Source organism: Thauera butanivorans NBRC 103042 (assembly GCF_001591165.1).
In the GTDB taxonomy this organism is placed as follows: domain Bacteria; phylum Pseudomonadota; class Gammaproteobacteria; order Burkholderiales; family Rhodocyclaceae; genus Thauera; species Thauera butanivorans.
Genome location: NZ_BCUG01000016.1, coordinates 1 through 17,145, shown reverse-complemented (window position 1 = coordinate 17,145; position 17,145 = coordinate 1). Strand labels below are relative to the sequence as shown.

The 17,145-nt window shown below is 68.3% G+C and carries 19 protein-coding genes, 1 other RNA gene and 1 pseudogene; 12 read left to right on the top strand and 9 right to left on the bottom strand.

Features of this window, described 5'->3' with window-relative positions; genetic code table 11:
* Nucleotides 1-6 precede the first annotated feature (6 nt).
* The 5 genes from mraZ to rsmI all read right to left on the bottom strand — a co-directional run bounded on the left by mraZ (nt 7) and on the right by rsmI (nt 3,812).
* Nucleotides 7-450, bottom strand: coding sequence for a division/cell wall cluster transcriptional repressor MraZ (mraZ, locus tag TBU01S_RS07405; protein WP_068636004.1), 444 nt, complete (start codon nt 448-450; stop codon nt 7-9).
* Nucleotides 451-924: 474 nt separating this feature from the next.
* Nucleotides 925-1,369, bottom strand: an RNA gene (gene rnpB / locus TBU01S_RS07400) — RNase P RNA component class A.
* Between the two features lie 22 nt (nt 1,370-1,391).
* A complete protein-coding gene (locus tag TBU01S_RS07395) occupies nt 1,392-1,829 on the bottom strand; it encodes a hypothetical protein (RefSeq protein ID WP_068636003.1) in 438 nt (145 codons plus the stop codon).
* Between the two features lie 11 nt (nt 1,830-1,840).
* On the bottom strand, nt 1,841-2,875 hold the full coding sequence (gene pyrC / locus TBU01S_RS07390; protein ID WP_068636002.1) for a dihydroorotase: 1,035 nt from the start codon (nt 2,873-2,875) through the stop codon (nt 1,841-1,843).
* Nucleotides 2,876-2,978: 103 nt separating this feature from the next.
* A complete protein-coding gene (gene rsmI / locus TBU01S_RS07385; RefSeq protein WP_068636091.1) occupies nt 2,979-3,812 on the bottom strand; it encodes a 16S rRNA (cytidine(1402)-2'-O)-methyltransferase in 834 nt (277 codons plus the stop codon).
* Between the two features lie 111 nt (nt 3,813-3,923).
* On the opposite strand from rsmI, the gene TBU01S_RS07380 reads away from it, so the two are divergent.
* Genes TBU01S_RS07380 through TBU01S_RS07370 form a run of 3 tightly spaced genes read left to right on the top strand, consistent with a single transcriptional unit; the run spans nt 3,924 to nt 5,637 of the window.
* Nucleotides 3,924-4,352, top strand: a complete 429-nt coding sequence (locus TBU01S_RS07380; protein WP_068636001.1) for a YraN family protein — start codon at nt 3,924-3,926, stop codon at nt 4,350-4,352.
* Nucleotides 4,353-4,396: 44 nt separating this feature from the next.
* Nucleotides 4,397-4,990: an SIS domain-containing protein gene (locus tag TBU01S_RS07375; RefSeq protein WP_068636000.1), complete on the top strand. Its 594-nt coding sequence runs from the start codon at nt 4,397-4,399 to the stop codon at nt 4,988-4,990.
* Nucleotides 4,990-5,637: a BON domain-containing protein gene (locus TBU01S_RS07370; protein ID WP_068635999.1), complete on the top strand. Its 648-nt coding sequence runs from the start codon at nt 4,990-4,992 to the stop codon at nt 5,635-5,637. The genes TBU01S_RS07375 and TBU01S_RS07370 overlap by 1 nt, the downstream gene beginning before the upstream one ends.
* Before the next feature lie 32 nt (nt 5,638-5,669).
* On the opposite strand, the gene mpl is transcribed toward TBU01S_RS07370, so the two are convergent.
* The gene (gene mpl, locus TBU01S_RS07365) at nt 5,670-7,022 is read right to left on the bottom strand and encodes a UDP-N-acetylmuramate:L-alanyl-gamma-D-glutamyl-meso-diaminopimelate ligase (protein WP_068635998.1); all 1,353 of its coding nucleotides are present in this window, start codon (nt 7,020-7,022) and stop codon (nt 5,670-5,672) included.
* A gap of 143 nt (nt 7,023-7,165) precedes the next feature.
* Between mpl and TBU01S_RS07360 the strand changes: the two genes are divergently transcribed.
* The 7 genes and pseudogenes from TBU01S_RS07360 to TBU01S_RS07335 all read left to right on the top strand — a co-directional run bounded on the left by TBU01S_RS07360 (nt 7,166) and on the right by TBU01S_RS07335 (nt 12,691).
* Nucleotides 7,166-7,714 carry a hypothetical protein gene (locus TBU01S_RS07360; protein ID WP_245650873.1) on the top strand — a complete coding sequence of 183 codons (549 nt, stop codon included), beginning with the start codon at nt 7,166-7,168 and terminating at the stop codon, nt 7,712-7,714.
* Between the two features lie 11 nt (nt 7,715-7,725).
* On the top strand, nt 7,726-8,271 hold the full coding sequence (locus TBU01S_RS07355; RefSeq protein WP_068635996.1) for a TlpA family protein disulfide reductase: 546 nt from the start codon (nt 7,726-7,728) through the stop codon (nt 8,269-8,271).
* Between the two features lie 348 nt (nt 8,272-8,619).
* Nucleotides 8,620-9,075, top strand: coding sequence for an acetyl-CoA carboxylase biotin carboxyl carrier protein (gene accB / locus TBU01S_RS07350; protein WP_068635995.1), 456 nt, complete (start codon nt 8,620-8,622; stop codon nt 9,073-9,075).
* A 7-nt stretch (nt 9,076-9,082) separates the two neighbouring features.
* A complete protein-coding gene (accC, locus tag TBU01S_RS07345; protein WP_068635994.1) occupies nt 9,083-10,441 on the top strand; it encodes an acetyl-CoA carboxylase biotin carboxylase subunit in 1,359 nt (452 codons plus the stop codon).
* A 4-nt stretch (nt 10,442-10,445) separates the two neighbouring features.
* Nucleotides 10,446-11,348: a 50S ribosomal protein L11 methyltransferase gene (gene prmA / locus TBU01S_RS07340; RefSeq protein WP_068635993.1), complete on the top strand. Its 903-nt coding sequence runs from the start codon at nt 10,446-10,448 to the stop codon at nt 11,346-11,348.
* A pseudogene (locus TBU01S_RS24965) lies at nt 11,345-11,446 on the top strand (zinc-ribbon domain-containing protein); the annotation flags it as partial. The gene prmA and the pseudogene TBU01S_RS24965, both read left to right, overlap by 4 nt.
* Before the next feature lie 255 nt (nt 11,447-11,701).
* Entirely contained in the window at nt 11,702-12,691 is a 990-nt protein-coding gene (locus tag TBU01S_RS07335; RefSeq protein WP_068635992.1) for a DUF3426 domain-containing protein, read from the top strand.
* A 26-nt stretch (nt 12,692-12,717) separates the two neighbouring features.
* Here the strand turns inward: TBU01S_RS07335 and TBU01S_RS07330 are convergent, their stop codons facing one another.
* Both TBU01S_RS07330 and TBU01S_RS07325 read right to left on the bottom strand, forming a co-directional pair.
* The gene (locus tag TBU01S_RS07330) at nt 12,718-13,173 is read right to left on the bottom strand and encodes an outer membrane lipoprotein (RefSeq protein WP_169802959.1); all 456 of its coding nucleotides are present in this window, start codon (nt 13,171-13,173) and stop codon (nt 12,718-12,720) included.
* An 11-nt stretch (nt 13,174-13,184) separates the two neighbouring features.
* Nucleotides 13,185-14,120: a carbohydrate kinase family protein gene (locus tag TBU01S_RS07325; protein WP_068635990.1), complete on the bottom strand. Its 936-nt coding sequence runs from the start codon at nt 14,118-14,120 to the stop codon at nt 13,185-13,187.
* Nucleotides 14,121-14,296: 176 nt separating this feature from the next.
* On the opposite strand from TBU01S_RS07325, the gene TBU01S_RS07320 reads away from it, so the two are divergent.
* Together TBU01S_RS07320 and TBU01S_RS07315 are read left to right on the top strand one after the other, a co-directional pair.
* Nucleotides 14,297-15,064 carry a GNAT family N-acetyltransferase gene (locus TBU01S_RS07320; RefSeq protein WP_068635989.1) on the top strand — a complete coding sequence of 256 codons (768 nt, stop codon included), beginning with the start codon at nt 14,297-14,299 and terminating at the stop codon, nt 15,062-15,064.
* A 20-nt stretch (nt 15,065-15,084) separates the two neighbouring features.
* Nucleotides 15,085-15,951: a lysophospholipid acyltransferase family protein gene (locus TBU01S_RS07315; RefSeq protein ID WP_088178850.1), complete on the top strand. Its 867-nt coding sequence runs from the start codon at nt 15,085-15,087 to the stop codon at nt 15,949-15,951.
* On the opposite strand, the gene TBU01S_RS07310 is transcribed toward TBU01S_RS07315, so the two are convergent.
* Entirely contained in the window at nt 15,952-16,749 is a 798-nt protein-coding gene (locus TBU01S_RS07310; protein WP_068635988.1) for a symmetrical bis(5'-nucleosyl)-tetraphosphatase, read from the bottom strand.
* Nucleotides 16,750-17,145 lie beyond the last annotated feature (396 nt).

The following is a 17,145-nucleotide window of genomic DNA, read 5'->3' as shown; positions in this document are numbered from 1 at the left end:
CGGTGCTCACAGCGCCAGACTCTCGAAACCGGGCGGCAGGCCCGCGTTCATCAGCGCCAGCATGGCCTCCTGCTGCTTCTGCCAGCCTTCGTCGGACCACAGTTCGAAGTGGCTGCCCTGGCCCACCAGCCAGACCTGCTTGTCGAGCTTGGCGAACTGGCGCAGCGACGGCGCCACCAGCACACGGCCGGCAGCATCGAGGGATTCCTCCTGGGCGAACCCCACGAGCAGGCGCTTGAGCATGGCGGAAGTCGGATCCAGGCCGGGCGCGGCCAGCACCGTGTCGCGAATCGGCACCCAGGCGGGCACCGGGTAGACGAGCAGGCAACCATGGGGATGGGCGGTCAGCACCACCTGGCCGTTTTCGACGGCCAGGGCATCACGATGCCGTGCAGGAATCGCGAGGCGACCCTTGGCATCGAGATTGAGCGCAGCGGCCCCCTGGAACATTGACCCCCCTGACTGGATTGGGGTAGCGCCTGATCGACACTTTTCCCCACTTTTTTCCACTTAGCCCCACTTTAGTGGAAAGGATTTACCCGGTCAAGCTGACGAATCAGGAATTTCTTTGTGACACAATGACTTATACCGCATCGGCAAAGATCGGATAAACCCTGAAAAATCAAGGGAGATCATGTATCGATATGCGAAAACAGGTGAACTTGCGCCCGGACCGGGGACAAGTGGGAGAAAGTGGGGGAAAACGTCCGCAGCGAAGGCCGGGCGGGTGCCGCAGGCATGCCCATGAGCGGAAAAGGCGGGCGCAGCGGCCACGCTGCCTGCCAGCAGCCGGGGTTTCCTCGCCACGCGCTTGTGGAGCCTTCGGCTCCTCCAGGCACGCTCGTCTCGCCGACCCGCCATGAATGGCGGGCTTGCGCTCGCGGGCTGCGGTCATGCCTGCCCGAATCGGGGAACGAAGGGGGAAAAGGAAGTTCGCCGATAAGCCGGGTTCTGTCGAACGCCGCCGGCAAGCCGGCGTCGTCGGGCAGTCATTCCTCTGGGCGCCACGTTGCCGTGGCGCTCTAGCAGCCTACCCGGGAGCGACGCGAGCCACGCCGATGCTCCCCTATTTGGCCTTGCCCCGGATGGGGTTTGCCGTACCAGTCCTGTTGCCAGTCCTGCGGTGGGCTCTTACCCGCCGACGCTTTCGCATCGGCCCGCGGCATGCTTGCGCATACCCCGGCACCGTTTCACCCTTGCCTGTGCGCCGTCGAAGAGCAAGCTCCCCGGCATGCGCCATCGGCGGTCTGCTCTCTGTTGCACTTTCCGTCGCCTCACGGCGCCCGGCCGTTAGCCGGCATCCTGCTCTGCGGGGCCCGGACTTTCCTCCACGCACGACGAGGTGCGCAGCGACTGCCTGGCGAACTTCCTGCGGCGGATTATACGGGACTTCAGTCCTGGTCGGCCGGCGCGGCAACGAAAGCCGGCGCGCCGTCCTTGAGCACGAAACTGCCGACCCAAGGGCCCGGCGGCTTGCCGGCCGCGTTGTCCCAGTCCTGCACACGGCACACTTCGGTGCTGGCGAGATACCAGCGCGGCCCCTGTTGCAGCGCCCACAGGTGGTCGCCCGCCTCATACACCCGCATCTCGACCAGCGTGGTCGAACCCGGATGGATGGACACGCGCTTCTGGCACTTGGGCAGGCGCGAGGCGATCACCGCCTGCTTGAGCTCGTCATCCCAGAAGAATTTCTGCTCGCGCACCAGGATCAGCGCATGATCCTTGCCGTCGATCATGTAGGCGGTCGCGCTGTTCTCGCAGGCCGCCAGCACCGGCAACACGCCCAGCACAGCCAGCGCTCGGCCGAATCGGGCGATACGAGTCACCATGAATTGCTCCCTCAGGCAAACAGTTTCCACGCGATCGTCTCGCCGGCGCGCAGCGGCACCAGCGGATCTTCGCCGAGATAGGGGTAGGCCGCCGGCACCGCCCAGTCCTCGCGCTGCAGCGTGATGGTGTCGGCATTGGGCGGCAGGCCGTAGAAAGCCGGGCCGTTGAGGCTGGCGAAGGCCTCCAGCTTGTCGAGCGCGCCGACCGCATCGAACGCTTCGGCATAAAGCTCGATGCCGGCGTGGGCGGTATAGCAGCCCGCGCAGCCACAGGCGTTTTCCTTGGCGCTGCGCGAATGCGGCGCCGAATCGGTACCGAGGAAGAAGCGCGTGCTGCCCGAAGTGACGGCTGCGAGCAGCGCCTCACGGTGGGATTCGCGCTTGAGCACCGGCAGGCAGTAATGGTGCGGACGGATGCCACCCTGGAAGATGGCGTTGCGATTGAGCAGCAGGTGGTGCGCGGTGACGGTGGCGGCGACGTGGCTGCCCGCCGCGCGCACGAACTGCGCCGCCTCGGCGGTGGTGATGTGCTCGAAGACGATCTTCAGCCCCGGGAAGCGCCGCACCAGCGGCGACAGCGTGCGCTCGATGAAGACCCGTTCGCGGTCGAACACATCGACGTCGGCGCCGGTCGCCTCGCCATGCACGCACAGCACCAGGCCGCGCTTTTCCATGCGCTCGAGCACCGGATAGATCTTGTCGACCGCGGTCACGCCGGCATCGGAGTTGGTCGTGGCACCGGCCGGATAGAGCTTGGCGGCGACGACATGACCGGACGCGACGGCGCGGTCGATCTCGTCGGGCGGCAGGTTGTCGGTCAGGTACAAGCTCATCAGGGGATCGAAGCGCGTGCCGGATGCTGCGGCGAGGATGCGCTCGCGATAGGCCAGGGCCTGCCCGGTGGTCGTCACCGGCGGCTTCAGGTTCGGCATGATCAGCGCCCGGCCGAAGCGCTCGGCCGTATGCGGAACCACGGCGGCAAGCGCCGCGTCGTCGCGCACGTGGAGATGCCAGTCATCGGGACGAACCAGGGTGATCGATTGCATTGTGCGAATCCTTGAAGCCGGAGCACTGATTATAGGCTCTCGCATCAGGCTTGGGCGCGGGTGGAATCGCATGCTGCGGCCATGCATCACGCTGCGCCGCCGATTATTCGTTTCCGCTCCCCTCGCGCATGGCCAGCGCCCGCGCATACAGCGCGTTCCTCGATGCTCCGGTGATGTCGGCGGCAAGCCGGGCGGCGCTCTTCAACGGCAGCTCGCCGAGCAGCAGCGCCAGCACCCGCTCGGCTTCGGCATCCAGCCCCGCGCCCGGCGGCTTGCCCGCCAGCACCAGCACGAACTCACCACGGCTGCGGTTCGGATCGGCGGCGAACCATGCCGCGGTTTCGGCCAGCGGCATGCGCACGATCTGCTCGTGCAGCTTGGTCATCTCCCGCGCGATCAACAGTTCACGCTCGCCGCCGAAGATCTTCTCGAAGTCGGCCACACATTCGGCGATGCGATGCGGCGCCTCGTAGAACACCATCGCAGCCGCTTCGTCGCGCAGCGGCTGCAAGACCGCCAGCCGCGCCGCCGACTTCGCCGGCAGGAAGCCGACGAAGCGAAAGCCGCCTTCGGCCAGCCCCGCCACCGACAGCGCCGCGATCGCCGCACAGGCCCCCGGCACCGGCACCACTGCAAACCCCGCCTCGCGCACCCGCGCCACCAGCCGCGCGCCGGGATCGGACACCGCCGGCGTGCCGGCATCGGTGATGAAAGCCACCTGCTGCCCGGCTTCGAGCAGCGCGATCAGGCGCCCGGCCGCCTCCTGCTCGTTGTGCTGATGCACCGCGAGCATGCGCGTATCCACGCCGAAGGCATCGAGCAGGCGCTGGCTGTGGCGGGTGTCCTCGGCAGCAACGACGTCGACCGCCTTCAGCACGGCGATCGCGCGCAGGCCGATGTCGCCGATGTTTCCGAGTGGCGTCGCCACCACATACAATGACGGCGTACTGGACAGCGGGCTTTCGGGCAGCGCGACGCTGGAGCGGGGAATGATGGTATTCATGGCGATGGCTGCGGCGCGCGGGCGCCGCCTGGCGAGGACTCAGGAATGACGGCAGGCAGTCGCACGAGCCGCGCGCCCGCCGCGACGGACGACATTGTCGGTGCCCGCGCGACACCGGCGCAAGCGCGCGGCCGGATTGCCGAAGAGCTGGCCGCGCGCCATCTCGAAGCGCAGGGCCTGCGCATCCTCGCCCGCAACGTCCGCTGCCGCGGCGGCGAGGTCGACCTGATCTGCATGGAGCGCGGCGGCATCGTCTTCGTCGAGGTGCGGCTGCGCACCAACGCCAGATTCGGCGGCGCCGGCGAGAGCATCACCGCCGCCAAGCAGCGCCGCGTGCTGCTGGCGGCGCGCTGGTGGCTCAATGGTCCGGGCCGCCGCTTCCAGACCGCCCCCTGCCGCTTCGACGCCGTGCTGCTCGACGGCCTGGACGACACCCGCATTACCTGGCTGCGCGGCGCCTTCGATGCCGGCTGAGCCGGCATGCTAGACTTCCCAGCCCAGCGGACGACTCTTGCGACATGGATCTCATCGCGCGCATCTCACGCCAGTTCCAGGACAACACACGCACCACGCTCGATGCGCTCGAAATGCTGGCCGCGCCGATCGCAGGCGCGATCGAGACCATCACCGCCAGCCTGCTCGACAACGGCAAGATCCTGGTCTGCGGCGGCAGCGGCTCGTCCGGCGACGCACGGCGCTTCGCCGCCCAACTGGTCAATGGCTTCGAACTCGAACGCCCCTCGCTGGCCGCGTTCGCGCTCAGCGCCGACGCCTCGACGCTGGCCCCCATCGCCGGCGACCCCTCGCCCGAAGGCCTGCTGTCGCGCCAGATCCTCGCCCTCGGCCAGCCCGGCGACATCCTGCTGACGCTGTCGGCGCACGGCGATTCGCCCCGCATTCTCGAAGCCATCGGCGCCGCGCACGAGCGCGACATGCGGGTCATCGCCCTGACCGGTGCCGACAGCAAGGCCACGACCGAACTTCTCGGCCCCGAAGACATCCACATCTGCGCCCCCGCCGAACGCACGGCGCGCATTCAGGAATTGCACCTGCTGATCCTGCATTGCCTGTGCGACGGCATCGATTGTCTGTTACTTGGAGTGGAAGACTGATGCGCCCTACGCACGACACCCCCAGCCCGTCCCGCCGCCGTCTCCTGCTCGGCCTCGCCGCGGCGGGCACCCTGCCCTTGCTGCAAGGCTGCTTCCCGGTGGTCGCCACCGGCGTCGGCGCCGGCGCCGCGATGGTCGCCGACCGGCGCACCAGTGGTGCCTACGTCGAGGACGAAAGCATCGAATGGAAAGTCGCCAGCCGCATCCGCGAACGTTTCGGCGACGCCGTCCATGTCAACGTCACCTCCTACAACCGCAACGTGCTGCTGACCGGCGAGGCATCGAACGACACCGTGCGCAGCCAGCTCGACAGCATCGTTGCCGGGGTGGAAAACGTCCGCGGCGTGATCAACGAAGTGGCGGTCGGCCCCAACTCGACGCTGACCGCGCGCGGCAACGACGCCCTGATCACCTCCAACGTCAAGGCGCGCTTCCTCGACGCCAGACGCTTCGCTGCTCATAACGTCAAGGTCGTGACCGAGGCCAACGTCGTCTTCCTGCTCGGCATCGTCACCCGCGCCGAAGCCGACGCCGCCGCCGAAATCGCCCGCACCAGCAAGGGCGTCAGCAAGGTGGTGCGCGTGTTCGAGTACGTCAGCGACGAAGAAGCGCGCCGGCTCGACAATCCGACCAGCGCGCGCAAGTAAGCCCTTCGGGCGCCCCCCTCGGACAAGTTCCCTCAGGCAGCGGCGGCAAGCGCATCCAGCAGTTTCTGGTGCACGCCGCCGAAGCCGCCGTTGCTCATCACCAGCACGTGATCGCCCGGCCGGGCGGCCGCGGCCACGTCCGCCACCAGGCGCTCCAGGGATTCATGCACCCGCGCCCGCCCGCCCAGCGGCGACAGCGCCGCCGCCGCATCCCAGCCCAGATTCCCCGCATAGCAGAACACCGCGTCGGCCTCGGCCAGGCTGGCGGGTAGCTGCGCCTTCATCACGCCCAGCTTCATCGTGTTCGAGCGCGGCTCCAGCACCGCCAGGATGCGCCCCTGCGGCTCCCGCCGCCGCAGCCCGCCCACGGTCAGCGCGATCGCCGTCGGGTGGTGGGCGAAATCATCGTAGACACGGACCCCTCGTTCCGTGCCGCGCAGCTCCAGCCTGCGCTTGATGCCGCCGAAGCGCGCCAGGCTGGCGATGGCCTGCGCCGGCGTGACGCCGACGTGTCGCGCCGCCGCGATCGCCGCCAGCGCGTTCTCGCGGTTGTGGCTGCCCGCCAGCGGCATCTCCGCCCGCCCCAGCTCCTTGCCGCCCAGGCTGAACACCGCCTCGGCCTCCGACGCACCCGTTCCGGCCTGCCACTGCGCCGCATCGTTGAACCATTCCAGTTCGGACCAGCAGCCGCGCTCGATCACCCGCTTCAGGCTGTCCTCGCGGCCGTTGGCGATCACCCTGCCGCTCGCCGGGATCGTGCGCACCAGATGGTGGAACTGCGTCTCGATCGCCGCCAGGTCGGCAAAGATGTCGGCGTGATCGAACTCGAGGTTGTTCAGGATCGCGGTGCGCGGCCGGTAATGGACGAACTTCGAGCGCTTGTCGCAGAAGGCGGTGTCGTACTCGTCGGCCTCGATGACGAAGAACGGCGACTCCGTCAGCCGCGCCGACACGCCGAAGTTCTGCGGCACGCCGCCGACCAGGAAGCCGGGGTTCAGGCCGGCATCCTCCAGCATCCAGGCCAGCAGCGAGGTCGTCGTGGTCTTGCCGTGCGTACCTGCCACCGCCAGCACCCAGCGCCCCGCCAGCACGTGCTCGGCCAGCCATTGCGGCCCCGACACGTAGGGTAGGCCGCGGTCCAGAATGGCTTCGAGCAGGGGGTTGCCGCGCGACACCGCATTGCCGACGACGAACACGTCCGGCGCCAGATCGAGCTGCGAGGCATCGTAGCCTTCGATCAGGCGGATGCCCTGCTCTTCGAGCTGGGTGCTCATCGGCGGATAGACGTTGGCATCGCAGCCGGTGACGACGTGGCCGGCCGCACGCGCGAGCAGCGCCACGCCGCCCATGAAGGTGCCGCAGATGCCGAGGATGTGGATGTGCATGGCGAAGAAGCTCCGGGAGGCCGTCATCCGGATGAAACCGGCCCGTGTAGAATGGGCCCGCATTCTACCCGACCCCCATCATGCACTCACACGCGACCCCCAACGGCACTCTGCGGCGCGAGATCGCCGCGCTGGCAGCCCGCATGATGGCCGAAGACGGCATCAGCGACTTCGGCTTCGCCAAGCGCAAGGCAGCCAAGCAACTCGGCGCGGCCGACTCCGACGCCCTGCCGACGAATGCCGAAATCGAGGCCGAACTGCGCGCCTGGCAGGCGCTGTACCAGGACGAGGAGCAGCCCGAGCGCCTGCACGAGATGCGCAGCGCCGCGGTCGACGTGATGCGCCTGCTGGCCGATTTCCGCCCCTATCTGACCGGTGGCGCGCTGGACGGCACCGCGGGGCGCTATTCCGAACTGGAGATCGAACTCTTCCCCGAAAGCGCCAAGGAAGTGGAAATCTTCTTCCTCAACCAAGACTTCCACTACGAGCACCGCGAGCCGCGCCGCCCGGCGCCGAACAGCCCCGAAGCGATACTGAGCTTCGACTGGGACGAAGTCCCGGTGCGGCTGTCGATCTATCCGGCCGGCGCCGAACGCAACAACCGGCGCGGCCAGGAACGGGCGCGGCTGGCCCAGGTCGAAGCCCTGCTCAAAGCCGAGGGCAAGGACGCCCCTCCTGTCACGGACGCCTGAAGGACACACCGATGAGCCGCACTTTCCAGACCCTGCTGATCCTCGCCGTCGCCGTCCTGGCCGGCGTCGCCGGCTACTTCGCCAATCGCGGCAGCGCTCCGGCCGGCCAGACCCATGTCGTGCCCGACGCGGCGATCGACGCCCTGTTCGCCCTCACCCTGCCGGACACCGAAGAGCAGCCGCAGGCGCTGGAACAATGGCGCGGCAAGATCGTCGTCGCCAATTTCTGGGCGACGTGGTGCCCGCCCTGCCGCGAGGAGATTCCGGACTTCGCCGCCGCCAGCCAGGCATTTGCCGGCCAGCCGGTCCAGTTCGTCGGCATCAGCATCGACAGCCTCGACAAGGTCCGCGCCTTCGGTGCGGAATTCGGCGTCCCCTACCCGCTGCTGATTGCCGGCCCCGAAACCCTGAGCCTGGCGAAAGACTTCGGCAACAATGCCCGTGCGCTGCCCTTCACCGTCATCATCGATCGCGATGGCAAGGCACGCCACATCAAGCTGGGCACCTTGAAACGGGACGAACTCGAGAGCAGAATCCGCGCACTGCTGCCGTCCTGAGACAGCGCCCGGGCCAACGCCAATGTAGACAATTTGCATCGATTTGCTGCAAACTTGCCGCCATGAAGCGCAGAAAACGCGGCCCCGTGGCACTACAGGCGACTGTCTGCAAGCGCCCGCTGCACCACTTCCCAAGGCGTCCGAGCAGCCGCTGCAGCCTCGCTTTGCCACGCAGGCCGACCCCCTCTGCCCGTCCAGATTCGCAAGGCGCGCCCTTGCACCATCCTCGCCCCATCGAAGCACCGCAGCCTGCCGGCCCAAGGGCCCGCGCATGCCTGCGGAAACGAGAACACTGATCGCCGACGAGCACCGCCCGCAGGGCTGCATCGTCAAGCATGGAGAAATAGCATGGATCTGCGCAAGCTGAAGAAACTCATCGACCTCGTCCAGGAATCCGGGATTTCCGAGCTGGAAGTCACCGAAGGCGAGGAAAAGGTCCGCATCGCCAAGCACATGGGCGTGGCCGCACCGGCCGCCTACCTCCCCCCGGTGCCGGCCGCCGTACCGGCCCCGGTCGCCGCGGCCTCTGCACCGGCAGCAGCCGAACCTGCCGCGGACGCGCTGCCCGAAGGCGACATCGTCAAATCGCCGATGGTCGGCACCTTCTACCGCGCCTCGGCGCCCGGCGCCAAACCCCTGGTCGACATCGGCCAGACCGTCGCCGAAGGCGACCGGCTGTGCATCATCGAAGCGATGAAGCTGATGAACGAAATCGAGTCGGAGTTCTCCGGCGTGGTCAAGGCCATCCTGGTCGAAAATGGCCAGCCGGTCGAATACGGCCAACCGCTCTTCGTCATCGGCTGATCGCACCATGTTCGAGAAGATCCTCATCGCCAACCGCGGAGAGATCGCCCTCCGCATCCTGCGCGCCTGCCGCGAACTGGGCATCAAGACGGTCGCGGTGCATTCAGAGGCCGACACCGAAGCCAAGTACGTCCGCCTCGCCGACGAATCGGTCTGCATCGGCCCGGCCTCGTCCACGCTGAGCTACCTCAACGTACCGGCGATCATCTCGGCGGCCGAGGTCACCGATGCCGAGGCCATCCATCCCGGCTACGGCTTCCTGTCCGAAAACGCCGACTTCGCCGAGCGCGTCGAACAGTCCGGCTTCGTCTTCATCGGTCCGCGCCCCGACACCATCCGCCTGATGGGCGACAAGGTTTCCGCCAAGGACGCGATGAAGGCCGCGGGCGTGCCCTGCGTGCCCGGCTCCGACGGCGCCCTGCCCGAAGAGCCCAAGGAAATCATCAGGATCGCGCGCGCCATCGGCTATCCGGTCATCATCAAGGCCGCCGGCGGCGGCGGCGGGCGCGGCATGCGCGTGGTGCATACCGAAGCCGCGCTGCTCAACGCCGTCACCACCACCCGCGCCGAAGCCCAGGCGGCTTTCGGCAACCCGGTGGTGTACATGGAGAAGTACCTCGAGAATCCGCGCCACGTCGAGATCCAGGTCCTCGCCGACCAGCACGGCAGCGCGGTCTATCTGGGCGAGCGCGACTGCTCGATGCAGCGCCGCCACCAGAAGGTCATCGAGGAAGCGCCCGCGCCCGGCATCGACCGCAAGCTGATCGCCAGGATCGGCGAGCGCTGCGCCGAAGCGTGCCGCAAGATCGGCTACCGCGGCGCGGGCACTTTCGAGTTCCTGTACGAGAACGGCGAGTTCTACTTCATCGAGATGAACACCCGCCTGCAGGTCGAACACCCGGTCACCGAATACATCACCGGCATCGACCTCGTGCAGGCGCAGATCCGCATCGCCGCCGGCGAAAAGCTGTGGTTCGGCCAGCGCGACATCAGCTTCCACGGCCACGCCATCGAATGCCGCATCAACGCCGAGGACCCTTTCAAGTTCACCCCCTCGCCCGGCCGCATCAGCAACTGGCACACGCCCGGCGGCCCCGGCATCCGCGTCGATTCGCATGTATACAACGGCTACACCGTGCCGCCGCACTACGACTCGATGATCGGCAAGCTGATCGCCTACGGCGACAGCCGCGACCAGGCCATCCGCCGCATGCGCATCGCCCTGTCCGAGATGATGGTCGAAGGCATCAAGACCAACGTGCCGCTGCACCAGACCCTGATGCTCGACCCGCGCTTCATCGAAGGCGGCACCAGCATCCACTACCTGGAAAACAAGCTGGCCGACCGCAACGAAGTGAAGAGCTGAGCCGATGTGGATCTCGGTCACCCTGCAGGCTGACGCCGCCCGCGCCGAAGCCCTGTCCGACGCCCTGATGGAGGTCGGCGCCTTGTCGGTGTCCATCGAGGACGCCGACGCCGGCACCGACGCGGAAACGCCGCAATTCGGCGAACCCGGCCACCTGCCGGCCGCGCTGTGGGATCACAGCCGGGTGATCGCGCTGATCGACGGCAGCACCGGCGGCGACGCCCTCGAGGCGCTGCTGGCCGAAGCCGCGCAGGCCGCCGGGCTGGACGGCGTCCCGCCGTACACCGTCGAGGAAGTCGCGGAGCAGAACTGGGTGCAATTGACACAGAGCCAGTTCGACCCCATCCGCATCACCGGCCGCCTGTGGATCGTGCCCTCGTGGCACGCAGCGCCGGACGACAGCGCGATCAACATCGAGCTCGACCCCGGCATGGCTTTCGGCACCGGCTCGCACCCAACCACCCGGCTGTGCCTGGAATGGCTGTGCGACACCGTCACGCCCGGCTGCAGCCTGCTCGACTACGGCTGCGGCTCCGGCATCCTCGCCATCGCCGCCGCCAAGCTGGGTGCGGCCGAAGTGCTGGGCATCGACATCGACGAAAAAGCCGTCGACGCCGCGCGCGACAATGCCGAGCGCAACGCCGTGGCAATCCGCCTGCAGCACTCCGGCGTGCCGCTGGGCGACACTTTCGACCTCGTCGTCGCCAACATCCTGACCAACCCGCTGTGCGTGCTCGCCCCCGCCATCGCCGCACGCGTCGCGCCGGGCGGCCGCGTGGCCCTCTCCGGCGTGCTCGAAACCCAGGCCGGCCAGGTCATCGAAGCCTGGGCGCCGTTCATCGCGCTGCAGGTCGGCTCGGCGCACGACGGCTGGATCCGGCTGGAGGGGCAACGCTCCGCAGCATGATGCTGACACGCTGCCCCGCCTGCCAGACGACGTTCCGGCTCGGACCGGAGCAACTGCGCGCGCGCCAGGGCGAAGTCCGCTGCGGTCATTGCTTCCACCCCTTCAACGCACTCGAGCATGAGATCGTCCCGCCCTCCAGCACCACCCATGCAGCCCGGGTGACGCAGGACGCATATCCGGCACCATCGCCCGCTTCGTACCGGACTTGGCCGCATCAGGCCGCGCGTGGCTCAGCCGCTCATGGCCCGGCCGGGCCGCGAGAGGCTGGGCCACAGGAGATCACCCTTCGGGACGCCAATCCTCATCAGGACGGACTCCTGGCGGATAGTCATCCGCAAGACGCCGGCTTCATCGTGCTGGAAGAAAAGTCGGCAGCGGCGCCGGCCGCCGAAGATCCGGTCCTCGACGATCCGCGCGAACTCCCTCCTCCTCCCCCCCTGCCCATGCCTCACGGTTCGGACACGGCCGAGGAGGAGGCGACAGCGGAAGACGCGCCTCCGGTACTGCCCGAAGTGCTTCGAAGTGGCCGGCGGGCAACAGCCGGCACGGCGTCCGATACCCGGCCCAGCCTTTCGCGGCCCGGCCGGGAAGACAGCTTCACCGGCTCACGCACCACCGGGGACAGCGCCGATTCCGACGATGCGGAGCAGCCTGAAGCTGAGCTTCCTGCCTCTGGCACGCCAGCCTCGGACACCGCCGGAACCACGAACACAGGCACCGGCGAGCAGGAGGACGACACCTCGCTGCTCAGGCCGGCCGCGCCCCAGCCGGCCCATTGGGCAGCCGCCAAAGAAGCCCCCGAAGCCGCCCACATCGACATCGAACAGCTCGATGCGAAATACGGCCGCCCCAAGTCACCCGCCAGCCCGCGCCAGCGCGCCCTGGGCAGCCTGGCGGTCGGCCTGCTCGGCGGCCTGCTGGCTGCGCAGTGCGTCTATCTCTACCGCATGGAAATCGCGCGCGATCTGCCGGGGCTGCGTCCGCTGCTGGAAACGGCGTGCGCCGCACTCAACTGCACGGTCCCCTTTCCGCGCGACGTGGAACTGATCAGCGTCGACCTCTCGGATCTGCAATCGGAGCCCGGCAAGCCCGGCCAGTACATCCTGTACGCCACGATCAGCAACCGCGCCGGATACGCGCAGGCCTGGCCCCACCTGGAACTGACCCTGACCGATGCGCGCGACACGCCGGTCGCGCGCCGCGTGCTCGCCCCCCACGAATGGATTCCGCCTGCGCAGCATGGCGAAACTTTCGCCAGCCGCAGCGCGGTCAATGCCCGCATCGCTTTCGCCGCCCCCGATCTCGCCCCGACGGGCTATCGGGTCGGCAAGTTCTACCCCTGATCATCCGGCCGCGCCGAAGCCGGCGCCTAGCGCGACACCCGCACCGTGCCGGCATCGCGCAGCACGCGCACCCGCTCGCCCGCGCGGAAAGCCTCGCCTTCGTCCGCCTGCACGACCGCCAGGAACTGGCCGTTGTCGAGCCTCACGGTCACTTCCACGCCGCGCGTCCGTGTCGCGCCTTCCTCGATCGCCGCACCAGCGACGCCGCCGGCCACCGCGCCGATGACGGCCGCCGCAGCGGCACCACGGCCGCCGCCGACCGAGCTGCCGGCAATGCCACCGACCGCCGCGCCGGCCACCGAGCCGATCGGCGTCTTGGTGCCTTCGAGCTGCACCGCACGCACCGACTCGACGGTGCCGAACTGCACGGTCATCGCCCGCCGCGCCTCGGTGCGCGAATACGCCCCGCCGCCCAGCCCCTGGGCGCAGCCGCCCAGCAGCAGCACTGCGGCGAGCGCAGCAGTGACGGCACGCAGGCTCATCGACCTCTCATTCACCATGCATCTTCTCCGAACGCCTGCCGATAGCGCGCGGCGATGTCGTCGCGCGCCGGCATGTGATTCTGTCCGCCGCGATGCGCGATCTTGAGCGCCCCCATCACCGCGGCAAGGCGGCCCGCCTTCAGCATGTCCCAGCCGTTCGCGAGTCCGTACAGCAAACCGGCGCGATAGGCATCTCCGCAGCCGGTGGGGTCGACGATCGCGTCGGGCTCCACGGCCGGCAGGTTCTGCACTTCGCCGCCGCGGTGGATGCGCGAACCCTCCGCACCCAGCGTCACGACGAAGCCTTCCACCATCGCCGCCAGTTCGGCCTCGCTACGGCCGGTCTTCTCGCACATCAGGCGGGCCTCGTAGTCATTGACCGTGCAGTAGCGGGCCAGTTGCAGGCATTCCAGTAACGCTTCGCTACCGAGCACGGGCAGCGCCTGGCCCGGATCGAACACGAAGGGCACGCCGAGCCGGGCCAATCCACGCGCATGGCGCAGCATGCCGTCGGGCCCGTCGGGCGAGACGATGCCCAGTTTCACCCCCTTGGCGTCGCCCACGTCGTTCAGATGCGAATGCAGCATCGCGCCCGGATGGAAGGCGGTGATCTGGTTGTCGTCCAGGTCGGTGGTGATGAAGCACTGCGCGGTGAACGTGCCCGGCACCTCGCGCACGTGGTCCTGGCGCAAGCCGAGCTTCTGCAACTGGTAGCGGTAAGGCGCGGCATCCTCGCCCACCGTCGCCATGATCAGCGGATCGCCGCCCAGCAGCTTCAGCGAATAGGCGATGTTGCCGGCGCAACCGCCGAACTCCCGGCGCATGTCGGGCACCAGGAAGGACACGTTCAGGATGTGGATCTGCTCGGGCAGGATGTGATTCCTGAAACGATCCGGGAACACCATGATCGAGTCGTAGGCGATCGACCCGCAGACGAGAATGGACATAGGGAATGGCCCGGCAAGGAAGGGAAAAAACCGTCATTATACGAGGCCGCCATTCCCCGGCGCGGCCTTCCGCCCTGCCCTGGCAGCGCCCGGTCACGCGGCCGTAACCCGCCCGTCACCGTAGCGCAACACGGAATTTCGAGAATGCTTCCGTCCCAACGGAACGGAGCCACGCCATGCTCGAGAACCGCCAGCCACGCCAGGAGACCGCCGCCCGCAAGAACCGCAGGCTCCAAGTCGGCCTCGCCAATTGCGAAACCGAAATCCTCGAAGCGCAGAAGCTGCGCTACCGCGTCTTCGCCGACGAAATGGGCGCTCGCCTGGCCACCCGCACTCCCGGCGTCGATCGCGACCTCTACGACCCCTTCTGCGAACACCTCATCGTCCGCGACGAAGACGCCGGCCGCATCGTCGGCACCTACCGCATCCTGTCGCCGGCCGCCGCACGCAAGGTCGGCGGCTACTATTCCGAAAACGAATTCGACCTCACCCGCCTGCAGCACCTGCGCCCCCGCCTGGTGGAGATCGGCCGCTCGTGCATCGACGCGGAATACCGCAGCGGCACCGTCATCGCCCTGCTGTGGGGCGGCCTGGCACGCTACATGCGGGACAACGGCTACGACTACCTCGTCGGCTGCGCCTCGGTCAGCATGGCCGACGGCGGGCACGCCGCGGCCAGCCTGTATAATCGCCTGCGCGAACAGCACCTGGCGCCTGCGGAATACCACGTCTTCCCGCGCTGCCCGCTGCCGCTGGCGGCACTGCGCGCCGATCTCGCCGCCGAAGCGCCGCCGCTGATCAAGGGCTACCTGCGCGCCGGCGCCTGGATCTGCGGCGCCCCTGCCTGGGACCCCGACTTCAACACCGCCGACCTGCCCATCCTGATGCCGATGAGCAAGGTCGACGACCGCTACGCGCGGCACTTCATGGAACGCAAGGACTGATGGATCGATCGGGGCAGGCCATGGAACACGCCAGTCATCCCGGTGCCTGCACGGAGCCGGCCCCCGATCCCTTCACCCGCCCTTTCGCTCCCTCCCTGGCCGCAAGCAGGGCGCTGCGCCCCGCCCCTGCCGCGCTGCGTGCCTGGCGCTACCTGCGCCTGGCCCTGCACCTGCTGGGCGGCGTGCTGACGCTGCTGCTGGCTGCCCCCTTCTGCGCCCGCCCCACCCTGCTCGGCCTGCGCCGGCGCTGGTCGCGGCGCCTGCTCGGCATCCTCGGACTGCGCCTGCAACTGCAGGGCGCTCCGATCGCGCCCGGCACGATGCTGATCGCCAACCACATTTCCTGGGTGGACATCTTCGTCATCAATGCCGTCGCACCGTCCGCCTTCGTCAGCAAGGCCGAAGTACGCAACTGGCCGGTGATCGGCTGGCTCTCGGCCAGAAGCGACACCATCTTCCTGCGGCGTGGCAGCCGCGGCCACGCCCGCATCATCAATGCCGAGATCGCCGCACTGCTCGATGCCGGCGACAATGTCGCGATCTTCCCGGAAGGCACCACCACCGACGGCAGCCACGTGCTCCACTTCCATGCCGCCTTGCTTCAGCCAGCCATCGCCTGCGGCCACGCCGTGCAGCCGCTGGCGCTGAGCTATCGCAAGCCGGACGGCAGCTACAGCCGCGCCCCCGCCTACGACGGCGAAGTGACGCTCGGCCAGTGCCTTGCCAACATCGTCGCCGAACGCGAAACCGTCGCCTGCGTCAGCGCGGCACCGCCGATCGAGACCCGCGACGGTGGCGACCGCCGCAGCCTGGCGCAAACGGCACGTGCCACGATCATGCGCAGCATCGGCTGCCTGCCTGAGCGCGCGGACGGCGAGCCGGGCTGATCAGCCCGGCACCTGGAACACCGCACCGTCCTCGATCCTCAGCGCGGTCAGCTTGCCGCCCCACACGCAGCCCGAATCGAGCGCGATCAGCCCCGGCTCGCGATGGAAGCCCAGCGCCGACCAGTGCCCGCAGACGACGGTATGCGTCCGGCTGAGCCGCTCGGGCACGCGGAACCACGGCAAGGTACCGGCCGGCGCCTGCGAGGGCGGCCCCTTGGCGCGCAGCGCCATGCGGCCGTCGGCCGTGCAGAAACGCATCCGGGTGCAGGCATTCACGATCACCCGCAGGCGGTCCCAGCCCTTGAGCTTGTCGCTCCAGCGCTCCGGCTCGTTGCCTGCCAGTTCGAGCAGGAACTTGCGCGCCTGCGGCCCGGCCAGCGCCGCACCCACCTCGTCGGACAGGGCTTTCGCCTGCGCCACCGTCCAGCCCGGCAGCAGCCCCGCATGCACCAGCACGTGCTCGCCTTCGAGCCGCACCAGGGGCTGACGCGCAAGCCAGTGCAGCAGTTCGTCGCGGTCGGGCGCTTCCAGCACCTGGCGCAGGGTGTCGTCGCTGCCGCGCCGCTTGTAGCCGGCCGCCACCATCAGCAGGTAGAGATCGTGGTTGCCCAGCACCACGTCCGCCGCGCCTTCCAGCTCGCGCAGCAGGCGCAGCACCCGCAAGGAATCGGGGCCGCGATTGACCAGATCGCCGACCAGCCACAGGCGGTCGCACGAAGGATCGAAGGCGACGCGTTCGAGCATGCGCGCAAGTTGCGCGTAGCAGCCCTGAATGTCGCCGATGGCGTAAGTCGACATGCTGAAGGACGGATGCTCACCGCATGGAATGCGCGGCAAAAGAGTCAAAGATCGCGATTGTAAAGGCTACTACGGCCTCTGACTTCTCGCTCCGGTTAAGCGCCGTCGCCCTTTCAGGCACAAGGCGAGACCTCCCCAGGTAAGAACGCACTCCTTCGCTGCACAACCGCAGGATCTACGCCACTTCGCCTTGATCACGAGAGCTTCGCGATTACGTGCTCGCTCGCCCTGCTCGGCAGCGCCTTCTATCCGATTCTTGTCCATCGGCTCGCAGCTTATGCTCCACGCTTCCTCCCCACGCTCGGTCACCCTCACGCAGTTGCGCTTCACTTCGTTCGCTGTGATCAACTTACGGCGGAACTTGCACCCGCAGGAGGGCGCCCATGCTGGGCGTAC